The organism is Candidatus Binatia bacterium, from assembly GCA_036382395.1.
Taxonomy (GTDB): domain Bacteria; phylum Desulfobacterota; class Binatia; order HRBIN30; family HRBIN30; genus JAGDMS01.
The window spans coordinates 1-11,163 of record DASVHW010000081.1 but is presented as its reverse complement, the minus strand read 5'-3'; the positions used below and the strand labels follow the sequence as shown (position 1 = coordinate 11,163).

Sequence of the window (11,163 nt, the reverse complement as noted above, 5' to 3'; positions counted from 1 at the left end):
CGTGACCAGCTCTCGTCGGTGTTCGGCAAGCAGAGGAACACCCACTTATCCTTCGCCCGATACACGTTGCGCAGCGGATTCTCGGCCGTCTTCCTCGATTGCTGTTTCGAGTACTTGTCGCTTCCCGTCGCGAGATACGCTTGGAGCGTGGGGGCAGTGAGGAAGAGCTGCGCGCCGTAGAGAGACGCGTCCAGCATCTGGCCTTTTCCGGTGCGGTTCCGGTGGTAGAGGGCTAGCATGATCCCCAGCGCCGACATCAACCCGCCGTAGGCGTCGCCGGAACCCATGCCGAGATAGATCGGCGGCTGGTCCGGCTCACCGAGGCGCGCCATTATGCCGGTGAGCGCTTGTACGGTCATGTCGAATGACGGCTTGTTCACCGCTCCAAAACGCCCATAACCGGTGTTCGTGGCGTACACCAGGCGCGGGTTGATAGCGCTGAGTTTCTCGTAGCCGAGTCCCCAGCTCTCCAGCAGCTCGATGCCCATGTTGGAGAGGAACACATCCGACTTCTCAACCAGGCGATACATGACCTCGCGGCCCGCCGGCTTCTTCAAGTCGAGAGCGATGCTCTTCTTGTTGCGATTGATCACCAGAAAGTACTGGTTCCAATCGCCGATCGGCAGCGCCTTGATGCTGCGCACGCCGCGGCCCTGATCGCCGCCCTGCGGGCGTTCGACCTTGATCACCTCGGCGCCGAAGTCAGCCAAGTGCTGAGCGGCCACCGGACCCTGAAACCATACCGTCAGGTCAATGACTCGTATTCCTTCCAATGCCCCGGCCACGTCTCTTCCTCTCTGTGGTGTTCCGGCAACCCGCGTTGCTGGTTCCCGACACTGCTTCTATCCCACGGCGACCGAAGGTGGCAACAAGCGGCGGCACACAAGCGGCGGCACAGGGAACCCCAGATTCTCCCGGTAGCCAGTTGTAGGGTGGGCACCGCCCACCACTCTGTTCTGTCTCCGTTGGCCGCAAGCTCGAAAGACGCTGGTCACTCGCCAATGGTATTGGCGATATCGGAAAAATCCGGAACCGAACCCCGCCGCACCGCGCCGCCGCAACACCAATCGCCCGCGTACGCCCCCTGCCGCACCCATCGCATGAAGCTGGAGTGCGGCCACAGGTGGGGGCATCTCACCAAACCATGCTTGACCGGGTTGTAGTGGATGTAATCGAGATGTCGCTCCAAGTCGCGCTCGTCGCGGACCACGTGTTCCCAAAAACGACGTTGCCAGACATTGCTTTCACGATGCCGTTGACGAGAACGGGTTGTAGCGGCCTCCAGCGTGCGCGATTCGGTCAGTGAGCGGGTGAAGAGCGCCTTGAATCGGCCGGCCCGAGACGAGAAGTCGGCGTCACCTGGAGGCAAGGTCCAGACGAAGTGTATGTGATCTGGCATGACCGCAGCGGCGATGATTTCGAAAGGGCGTTCGCGTTTTACGGCCGCGATGGCACGCCGTAGGCGCGCGATGTCGTACGGTTCTGCGAGCAGGCGCTGGCGTTCGAAGGTCACAAACGTCAGAAAGAATGTTCCACCCGGAAGTATGCTCTGCGGTAATCGGGCACCGACGAACCGCCGATCAGTCACGCCAATTAGCTCCAGCGCATTGACTTGGCAACACGACCGCCCCACCCAGCGGTGGGCAGTGCCCACCCTACGGTTGCTGGATGCTACAGTTGTCAATTCCGATTCTCGGCGCTGTCGCTTTCCACCAAGAAAAGCGCCAGCGGCTCGGGAGCAGACGTGCGCTCGTATCTTCAAACGGCACTTCTTTGATCGCTGACCCTGTCGCAGCTTGCGATAGACGGCGACCGCGAAAATGAGCCGCCAGGGAGAACCTGACGGGTCGGTAACGGGGAACGCCCTCACAGCTCGAAGCCGTTACAAGTGCGGCCGGTGGCACCGTGCCTTGGGCCAGCCGCGGAACGGTCACCAACGCATGCCGCAAGCATGCTGTGCGACGGTAGTGGGACGCAGTGGGTCGCTCTCTTGTCGTCTCCTCGCCCTACCCTAGCGAAGAAGCTGGGCAGATGTTGACAATATTCGCCCAACCATGGGAGCATCAGGCCATGGCATCGCTGAACGTGAACATGCCGAAGGACCTGCGCAAGTTCGTCGACCGGCGAACGGACAAGGGTGGCTTTGGGACACCCACGGAATACGTGCGCCACCTCATCCGGGCGGACCGGGACGAAGAAGGCGAACGGGAGCTTGAACGGCTGCTTCTCGAGGGGTTGAAGAGCGGGAACGCCAAAGGCGACGTGAAGGCGCTTTTTAGGCGGCTCCACGCACGTGTGGACGAGCTTGAGGCGGAGAGGAAGCGGAATGGGAAAGCGGCTCGTCCGAAAACGCGCCGCTGACCGCGACCTCGCCGACCAGGTCGAACACATTGCCGGTTCTTCCGTCACGAACGGCGCACCGAGGGTGCCCGTCGTGACGCGCCTGCGGCGTGCGAACGCTATGGCTCGAATATACCCTCGGTCTGAATGCGGGCGTTCAGTCGCGATGATCTTCCCGACGCACTTTTCGCACCCGGACGGGAAACCCCATGCGCCGAAAGAGAACGGCCCAGCGGGTGAAGGGCACAGCGTTCTCGGTGACGACTTCGGCGCCGATGCGGGCACCGGACAGCAGAATGAGGACGTCGTTCAGATGCGCGCGCGGCTCGATGTCTCCGTACACATGACGATAGCGACGGATCGCCTGCCCAGCCCGCGCCCAGTCTTCGGCATCGGGCACGGAAAGAAATCCGAGCGATTGATATCCACGGCGGACAATGTCGAGGTCAGCCTTATCGCGCGGTGACCGCGTTCCGGCGTACAGCTCCGCCAGGACCACTGCGCTCAGGCGCACCCGCGCGCTGCGCACCGCATTCCCGATCAGCGCGGTATACGCCTCACCACGTAAGTGTGGGATGTAGATCGAGGTATCAAAGAGGACCGGGCGCGCCGTCATCCCGCGGACTTGCGCAGAGGCGGGGCGCTGCGCCGAAAGATGTCGTCGATTCCTCCGCGGGCGCGGATACGCCCGAAAGCCGCCTGTGCCTCCTCCAGGGCGAGGCGATCTCGCACGGCGATGCGCACCGCTTCGGATTCAGTCGTCACGTCCAGGACTCGCTTTAGGGCGCGAATACTACCCGCATCCACGATCAAGTTTTTTCTGGCCAGGGCTCTTGCTGATCGCATCGGCATCCGCTCCTCATGGTGTGTAAATTCCACTCAGATTATACACACCGGAGTGCGCCGATCAACGGTCGAGCATGCCACGGCGGACGAGTGCGGCAACAAGTGTAGGGCCGAGGGGCTAGCTAATCTACGCGATGATACCGTTCGCTTCGAGCTCACCGATGCGTTCCTCCGAATACCCCAGCACGTCATGCAGGATCTCGGCGGAATGCTGGCCCAGGCACGGAGCGGTACGATTGAGCCGGCCCGGGGTCTCGCTCATGAAGATCGGGAAGCCCAGCGTCTTGATCCGGCCGACTCCAGGGCGGTCCAACTCCATAATGTAGCGATTGCGGAACGCCTGCGGGTCGTTGGCCGGGTAGTCGAAGCCCTCGATGACATCGGCCGAAAGCTGGCGCTCTGTCAGGACGCGCTTCCAGTGGGCTGCCGGCTGCTGGCGGAACGCTTCTTCGAGCACACGAATCATCTCGAGCCGGCTCTCCCCACAGCGCTTCTCGTGGCTATTGAAGCGGGGATCGTTCACGTCCAGGCCCATCATTGCGGCGAAGCCCGGCCACCAACGATCGGTATCGGGCATGGTGAGACACACCCAGCGTCCGTCCTGGGAAGGGTAGAGGACACCGCTCATCGGGTTGCCGGCGTCCATACGCGCAACCGGACGCAGAAAGCGCTCTCCTCCCATGGCCAGGAAGGCCTGCACCTCCAAGCTCGCGCCGTACATGTTACCGGCGAACAGCGAGACGTCGACTTCCTGACCCTCCCCGGTGGCCTGGCGGTGATGCAGGGCGAGGGAGATGCCGAGGGCAAGCATGACGGCGGTGTACATCTGTCCGGCACCCGCGTAGACGGGGGGCTGGCCGGGTTGCGGCAAGATCGGCATCATGCCCGTGCGCGCCGCGGCCAGTTCGTCCAGCGCGGGCAGATCGCGGTCGGGCCCTTTGGGTCCGAAGCCCGATGCCCTGGCGTAGATGATGTCCGGTCTCAACGCGCAGAGGCTGGCGTAACCGAGTCCCTCCTGCTCGACGCGAAGGCGCGGCCAGTCGGTGACAAACACGTCGGCCTTGCGGATGAGATCCCGTAGAATGGCACGCCCCGCGTCGTCGTCGACATTCAAAGCGAGGCTCAGCTTGTTGCGCTGCGCCAACTCGGCGTTGTAGTCCCACGCGACGGCTGGGTCCTGATCAGGCCGTTGGTCGCGGGCGCGGGCGCAGGCTCCCGGAAGAGCCTCAATTTTGATGACACGGGCGCCGAAATCGCCTAAGAGGGCGGTCCCGATCGACGACCAGAACTCCGTGGTCAGATCCACTACGGATACGTCTTCCAGGGCCTTGCTCATAGTCTATGCGTGCTCCGCTCCCTCTCCCGTCACTTCGACCACTGGCGGATGATCTCCGGGGTCTTGTCGACAAACTCCTTCTGATCCGGCAGGGGGCGCCCGAGCCAGTCGCGATAGAACGTATCCAGATCGGGCAGAAATTCGAAGTCCGGCGGACACCCGCGCGGCACGGCCTCGACCTCGAGCTGGTCCCCGCAGCCGGGGCAGTAGTATTCGCGGACCTGCACCCACTCGGCATCGGGCTGCTCGAGCCCGCGGTAGATCTCGTGGAGTTGCTCGGTGGTCTCACGCACGTAGATCAGCGACTCGAGCTTCCAGTTGATCCGGTAGTCACAGAATTCGTGACCGCAGCGACACTTGACCACGCGCTCCTTGCCCTTCTGGACGATGAACAGGTTGGGCCCGAGCGGCAGCAGGATCTTCTCCTTCCACGCCACGCGACGCTGCAGGATCTCGACCCACTTGTCGAAGCGGTCGGTGTCCTTGGCCTCCTTCATGATCTGCTGCACCTGGGGCCAGGGCAGCTTGCCGTCGACCAGTTTTTCTATTTCAGTAATGTCGTAGATCGGCACAATGGGCCTCCTTGGATGGTCTCGACCACGCGTCGGCCAGCCTAGAACGCGAAGTCCTCAGGCAGATTCCAAAACTCCCGGATCTCCCGCCCATAGTCGGGGGAGAGCTGCGAAGACTGGCGCCACATGACGAGCACCGCGCTCGCCATGTTCTCCTTGGCGATGATTTTCTTGCGCTCCTGCTGCCACCACTGCTTGAATGGCACACCGCGCTTCTTGCGCGCCTCGCGTATTTCGGCGCGCCTGACCTCGGTCGCCGTCTCGTCGACCGTCCACTCACGCGTGCTGTCGTTATGCCTGGCAACCACACCATTGATCGACTCGGCCACCCACGGCCGTGTCCACTCGTTGTCGAGGTCGGCCTTCACCAACGCCGTGCTGCGTTCGATCGGATCGCCGAGCGCCTGCGAGCCGGAGATCGGATGCACGATGATGTCGTAGTCGTGCAGCAACTCCGTAGTGACGAACGGGGCAATCTCGTTTGGCTTCATGACCTCAGCCTTGATGTTCTTGACAAGATCTGAATTTTCGGGGTCGCCGATCGCATGCACCAGTGGCTGTTGGGAGTCAATCAGCTCTTTCACGTTGGTGCGGCTGGCATAACCGGCACGGTCCGGAACGATCGGATAGGCACCGAACATGCCGTGGTTGGCAAGCGTCTTGCTGCGGATGCCGGCGCACCCGCACTGGTATTCCATACCCGTCGTACCCTTGACCATCCAGACGGCGGTGTGGCCGAGGCCACCCCTGAACTTCCCGTAACCGCCGGAGTCGGGCCGAAGGTTACGGCCGAGAAACATGACCGGGTAGAACAACTCGGTCACCTCGGCGTTGCCGAAGTCGCCATTGGGCGTGTAGATCGACCAGGCGGCGTGCTCGCCATCGGCCATACCGCGCGCGGGCGAGCCGTTGCTACCCTGCTCGAGTGTCATGCCGACCGCGTAGATACCGAACTGGTTCATCCCCGAGAACTCGGCGGTCATGGTCGTGGCGCCACCGGCGGCGACCTCCTCGATGAAACCACGCGACCAGTAGAGACGCCCGAGAGATTCGTACAGCGAACTCAGCCACATCACGGCCGGCGCCCACGCGATGCCGCAAGCGGCGAACCAGTTGACCGGGAAGGGATTGCCCCAGGAGCCCGCCGGCGGCGTCTCGATCTCCCAGGCCGCCACCGAGCCCCAGTTGAACATGTCGAAGCCGACCATGTGCGAAAAACCATTCAGCATGCCGGAGATCAACGCCCCCGGCGTGATGTTCAGACCGAACGGCACCCAGCCACTAGCGCCACGCAGCGAGAACCGCGCCTTGGCATTGCCGTCGATGTTGATCTCCATCGGCTGATTGAAGAGGATATCGACGTCCTGCTCGGGCTTGATGACACGCTTACCCTTCATGGCCAGATCCTTGAAGTTCGACTTGCGGATCCGGCCGGGCACGGCCTGCGTTTTCATGCGCCCGACTGCATAGCGGCGGCTATCCTCGATGTACTCGCGCGTGGCCCCCTGGAAGAAATCCAGACCGTACTTGTCGATCACCTTGAGCACACGGTCCCGGATGGTCAGGCAGCCGGCCAGCCGGCCTTGCGCGTCCCCGATCACCCACTCGGGAGTGCGAGTACGCGAACGCATGCGCCGCTCGTACCACGGATAGTACGCATCATTCTCTCCCACCCGCTCCATGGTGACCGGCACACCGTCACTGAAGCAGTCCGGGTTCAGAAAGCCGATGGAGCCCGGCAGAATGAAGCCGGCGTCCATGACATGGCTCACCGAGGATGCCCACGCCACCAGTTTCCCTTCGTCAAAGATCGGGATGGTGGTCTGAAAGTCCGGGGAATGGAGGCCGCCGTAATGTGGATCGTTGTTCTCGAAGATGTCGCCCGGCCGAAAGCCCGGGTTCACTTCGTAGTCGCTCTCGATGTAGGAACGGATCAACTGCGACAGCAGGCCGGGGTGGGAAATAATGCCCCGGGAGGTGCAGATGGCCTCACCGGTGGGCACGTGCAGGGCCCACACGGCATCACCGCCTTCCGCCGCGGCCGGCGAGGACGACACCTTGCAGCCGACGACCCAGCCGGTGTTGCAGATGTTGAGCAGGATGTGCCAGGCAGCCTCGTAGGTGCCCGGGTCCTGCTGCTTGCGCTTCATCTTCGTCAAGCCGAACATGGAGCCCGTTTCCTTGAACAGCTTGTCGTTCAAGGCCAATTGTTCTTTGAGCGACATGGCCCGCTTGGTGGTCTTTTGTTTCGCCTTGGGGGCCAACGCACGTTTGCCAACCGCGGCTGGTCGTGACGGCTTCCGTGACCGCGCCCCAGCAGCAGGCTTGCTCTTCACCTTGGCGGCCTTCGCTTTTGCCTTGGTCCCGGCTCTCGTAGGACTCATTACTTTTTACCCTTGAACACCCGGTAGGACTTCTCCACGTTCACTTTGATGCACCCGCGGAGGTAGTAGTCCTTCTTGAGGATGCCCATCAACATGTTGGCGTCGTTGGTGGTCGGAATCCATGAGCGCGCACTTTTTCAGCGGGCTGTTAAATCACCAACCCGATGCTGGCACCATGCCGTGTCGCCTCAGCCATATGGCGCGGTAGCCAGGCCGAGCCCGCCAGATAGAGCTGCGGGATGCTGCCCCCGGCCTTGAGCTGGTCATACAGATCAGGTTGCGGCACCGACCCGTACACCAGGACGACACTGTCGAACCCGTCCTTGCGATAGGTCTTCCCACCGAAAGACGAAACGAGTTCGAACCCGTCGGTCCGAACCTCCTTCAGGATCAGGTTCGGATGGATGGTGACGCCGCAATTCTCCATGCGGCTCAAGACCATACCGATCGAATATCTGGCAATCTCGAAGCCCAAATGGACGGACTTGTGAAAGATCTCCACCTGTTTGCCGTGTTCGGCCAGGAATTCGGCAACGCAGGGCGTTTCGTAATAGTCCTCCTGCGATATGATGGCGACCCGATTTCCGGTTGATGCCTTGCCCTGCATCACATCCCAGCCCTGTACCACATGTGGCAGGTTGATACCGGGAATCTCCTTGGGCATACGCGGGATCGAACCCGTTGCAATGACCACCGCGTCCGGCGACAGCGCTTTGATTGCAGCAATATCCGCTTTGGTCTGGAGCCGCACATCGACTCCCAGACGCTCCATCTCGTTTTCCTCGAAATACACCTGGTCTTCGAAGTCATCGCGCCCGGGGGCCTTGGCCGCGATGAGCAGTTGACCTCCCAAGCGCTTGCCCTGATCGAGCAGGGTTACCTGGTGGCCACGCATGGCTGCCACCCGCGCCGCTTCGCATCCGGCAAGACCACCACCGACGACCACAACGCGTTTCGGTTTGTCCGCCGGCCGGAACTGTTCCTTCCAGCGCAACTCGTTGCCGATGACCGGATTGATGGAGCAGTGCGGCGTGTAAGGAAAGGTCCTGGGTTCTGACGCCTCGTCGATGCAGCGAGTGCAGCTGATGCAGCGGCGTATCTCGCCCAGACGGCCCTCGCGTGCCTTGTTGGCGAATTCGGGATCGGCGATACCCGCTCGCACCATGCCCACCAGATCGCAATACCCGCCCTTGATGAGATCCTCCGCCACCACGGGGTCGTTGATGCGCCCGGTGAACAGGACGGCGATTTTCGGATCCAGGTCGGCGCGCGCCGCTTTGCCGCACTCGCGATACTCTGCATGACCATAGTACGACGCTGGCACATAGGAAGGCGCACCCCAGCAGTGACCGGTATCGATGTCCGCAAAATCGATCAGGCCGGTTTCGCCGATAGCATAGAGCATCTCGCGCATTTGCAGGTTGTCGTAGCCGCCCTGCCGAAACTCCTGGCCGCTCATGCGGATACCCAACGCGAGCGAGTTGCCGATACGTTTGCGGACGCGCTCCAGCGTTTCCACGACGAAGCGGATGCGCTCCTGAGGGCCACCGCCCCACCGGTCGGTGCGCTGATTCGTCGCCGGCGACAGAAAACTGTAGCACAAAGTCTCGTGGGCGCAGTGAATCTCGATGCCATCCGCTCCCAGATCCTTGGCAGCCGCCGCGGCATCGGCGTAGGAGTTGAGACAGAATTCGATCTCTTCGTCGCCCATCACATGCGGCGTGTAATCCTGGGCCCCGACAACGACCACCGGCGAAGGAGCCCACACCGCACTGAGGTGGGTCAATTGAGTCACCGCCACCGCGCCGGCTCGGTGCACCTCGTCGAAGAATTTTCTCTGGCCATCGGCATAGGCCGGGTTTTGATAGGCGGCCCAATGCGAGGCAAACCCCACGGAGAGACCTATTTCATCCGGCGCTTCCTTTGGAAACGGAAGGTTGAGCAGCCAGGTTTCGCTGCCGATCCAGCCGGTGCCGCCCTGGGCCTTGGCGACATGGTGCGCGATGAAGTGGTCGTCGATCAAACCGGGGGCCATCGACGAATTGATGGTATTGGTGGTCTCGCAGATGCGGTTTGGCACCCGCATTGGCCCCACCTGCAAGGGCGTGAAAAGGTGTTCGAATTTCACTTGACTCATTGCGCGATCTTCTCCTGATTGTTTTGGCGGAGGCTCATTGGGCATTCAAACCCTGCACAGGGTTACGCTGGGCCAGTCGGCGAGAGAATTACGATCGGAAAGGGACGATCGGTTTGTTTCTGAAAATAGCCCCAAACTGGGAAGATCGCATTCAATTTAGGCCACAACTCCTTCCGCTCTGCCTCTGTAGCATCACGGGCAACGGCGGACATTTTACGACGATCAAGCTGCACCCAGCACTTCGGGTGCGCACTGATATTGAGATACCAGGCGGGATGCTTGTCATAACCGGCCAGCGACCCGACAATGACCATGTCTTTGCCGTTTTGCAGAAAGACCAGTGGCGTGGTGCGTTTCTCACCCGATTTGCGGCCGAGACAGGTCAACAACAGAGTGGGGAGTCCTGATGGCCCGGCGCCTGTTGACCTGCCGTCGGGATTGGCCAGGTAGGCCTCAACATCCGCTTTGGCATCACCTTTTATACGGTCCAAGGATGAGGTCGCATCCATCAGCCACTTGAAGTCTGCATCGGACATGAACTCGGGTTTCTTGAAGTTCTCACGATTCTTCATATGCAGCCTCTCGAGTTAGATAGTCATTGGTTCGTCTGTGCGGTGGACGAAGGCTTCTGCTCAACTGCACTTGGCGATCATGTTCTCGCCATAGCGTTTGATGGCTTCCTGCTTCACGGCCAGCGGAGGCTGCTGCTGCATGATGGCGCCCACGCCCATTTCAGCCAGGATGCCGGGCACACTCCACGGCGTGACTTGGAGATCGGTGACCCCCATCTCCTCCAGGCGACGGATGTCGTCCACGGTCTGGGCATCGGGGCAGTGCAGCATGATGTCGAAGGGCTCCTTCTCGCGCCCAAACTCCCGGCGAAGCGCAGTCAACTCGGCCACGAGCCCCTTGATCTCCTCCATGGGGTGAATGATGCCGAGCCAGCCGTCGCCGTAGCGGGCCGCACGCCGCAGAGCGGGCTTTGTCGTCCCGCCTACGTAAATAGGAATGCGCTTCTTGGGCACCGGCGCCATCGTCAGGCGGTCGAAGTCAATGTACTTGCCGTGGAACTCCACCATGCCGCCTCCCAGAAGGAGGCGGATGACTTGAATGGCCTCATTCTGGCGGGCGCCGCGGGTCTTCTTGTCCTGGTTGAGCCACTTGAACTCCTCGGGCATCCAAGCCAGTCCTACGCCCAGGGCGACGCGGTCGTTGGAGATCGCTGCCACCGAGCACAGAGCCTTGGCCTCAAGCAGAGGCTGGCGGATGGCCAGCCTGAGTACGGAGGGAAGGAAGCGGATGCGCTTGGTCACTGTGGCCATCGCGGTGATGGCCACCCATGGGTCCAGGACGGGGATATCGAGGGGCCAGAAGCGTTTGCCATCGGGCGTATAGGGGTAGGGGACGGAGGTCACCTCGGGGAAAAAAGGGGCGTCGGCAACCTGAATGCTGTCCCAGCCCCACTCATCGGCAGTGCGGGCGATATCTAGAAACTCGGCAGGGTCGACCATGAACAGGTGAAATCCGAACCTCATGGCTCTTCTCCTT

11 protein-coding genes are annotated in these 11,163 nt (G+C 61.7%); 1 reads left to right on the top strand and 10 read right to left on the bottom strand.

Annotation, left to right across the window (positions count from 1 at the left end; all coding sequences use genetic code 11):
* Positions 1-785, bottom strand: a 785-nt coding sequence (locus tag VF515_04165) for a CoA transferase (GenBank protein HEX7406830.1), incomplete at its 3' end; no start/stop codon positions are given.
* 206 nt (positions 786-991) lie between these two features.
* Positions 992-1,588: a transposase gene (locus VF515_04160; protein HEX7406829.1), complete on the bottom strand. Its 597-nt coding sequence runs from the start codon at positions 1,586-1,588 to the stop codon at positions 992-994.
* A 482-nt stretch (positions 1,589-2,070) separates the two neighbouring features.
* Between VF515_04160 and VF515_04155 the strand changes: the two genes are divergently transcribed.
* Positions 2,071-2,361 (top strand): type II toxin-antitoxin system ParD family antitoxin, encoded by a 291-nt coding sequence (locus tag VF515_04155; protein ID HEX7406828.1) that lies wholly within the window; start codon positions 2,071-2,073, stop codon positions 2,359-2,361.
* Positions 2,362-2,497: 136 nt separating this feature from the next.
* On the opposite strand, the gene VF515_04150 is transcribed toward VF515_04155, so the two are convergent.
* From VF515_04150 to VF515_04115, 8 genes are all read right to left on the bottom strand, one after another.
* Positions 2,498-2,956 carry a PIN domain-containing protein gene (locus VF515_04150; protein ID HEX7406827.1) on the bottom strand — a complete coding sequence of 153 codons (459 nt, stop codon included), beginning with the start codon at positions 2,954-2,956 and terminating at the stop codon, positions 2,498-2,500.
* Positions 2,953-3,105, bottom strand: a complete 153-nt coding sequence (locus tag VF515_04145; protein HEX7406826.1) for a hypothetical protein — start codon at positions 3,103-3,105, stop codon at positions 2,953-2,955. Before VF515_04145 ends, VF515_04150 begins: the two co-directional genes overlap by 4 nt.
* Positions 3,106-3,313: 208 nt before the next feature.
* On the bottom strand, positions 3,314-4,522 hold the full coding sequence (locus VF515_04140; GenBank protein HEX7406825.1) for a CoA transferase: 1,209 nt from the start codon (positions 4,520-4,522) through the stop codon (positions 3,314-3,316).
* Positions 4,523-4,551: 29 nt separating this feature from the next.
* Entirely contained in the window at positions 4,552-5,094 is a 543-nt protein-coding gene (locus VF515_04135) for an acetone carboxylase subunit gamma (protein ID HEX7406824.1), read from the bottom strand.
* Between the two features lie 41 nt (positions 5,095-5,135).
* Complete coding sequence (locus VF515_04130; GenBank protein HEX7406823.1) at positions 5,136-7,478, bottom strand: hydantoinase B/oxoprolinase family protein; 2,343 nt, start codon at positions 7,476-7,478, stop codon at positions 5,136-5,138.
* Between the two features lie 148 nt (positions 7,479-7,626).
* Positions 7,627-9,615 carry an FAD-dependent oxidoreductase gene (locus VF515_04125; GenBank protein HEX7406822.1) on the bottom strand — a complete coding sequence of 663 codons (1,989 nt, stop codon included), beginning with the start codon at positions 9,613-9,615 and terminating at the stop codon, positions 7,627-7,629.
* Positions 9,616-9,677: 62 nt separating this feature from the next.
* Complete coding sequence (locus tag VF515_04120; GenBank protein ID HEX7406821.1) at positions 9,678-10,187, bottom strand: nitroreductase/quinone reductase family protein; 510 nt, start codon at positions 10,185-10,187, stop codon at positions 9,678-9,680.
* 60 nt (positions 10,188-10,247) lie between these two features.
* Positions 10,248-11,150: a TIGR03619 family F420-dependent LLM class oxidoreductase gene (locus VF515_04115; GenBank protein ID HEX7406820.1), complete on the bottom strand. Its 903-nt coding sequence runs from the start codon at positions 11,148-11,150 to the stop codon at positions 10,248-10,250.
* Between the last annotated feature and the right edge of the window lie 13 nt (positions 11,151-11,163).

Coding starts and splice junctions, on each gene's coding strand:
- VF515_04155 (HEX7406828.1), top strand. CDS start 2,071: ATGGCATCGCTGAACGTGAACATGCCGAAGGACCTGCGCAAGTTCGTC.
- VF515_04130 (HEX7406823.1), bottom strand. CDS start 7,478: ATGAGTCCTACGAGAGCCGGGACCAAGGCAAAAGCGAAGGCCGCCAAG.
- VF515_04140 (HEX7406825.1), bottom strand. CDS start 4,522: ATGAGCAAGGCCCTGGAAGACGTATCCGTAGTGGATCTGACCACGGAG.
- VF515_04115 (HEX7406820.1), bottom strand. CDS start 11,150: ATGAGGTTCGGATTTCACCTGTTCATGGTCGACCCTGCCGAGTTTCTA.
- VF515_04125 (HEX7406822.1), bottom strand. CDS start 9,615: ATGAGTCAAGTGAAATTCGAACACCTTTTCACGCCCTTGCAGGTGGGG.
- VF515_04120 (HEX7406821.1), bottom strand. CDS start 10,187: ATGAAGAATCGTGAGAACTTCAAGAAACCCGAGTTCATGTCCGATGCA.
- VF515_04150 (HEX7406827.1), bottom strand. CDS start 2,956: ATGACGGCGCGCCCGGTCCTCTTTGATACCTCGATCTACATCCCACAC.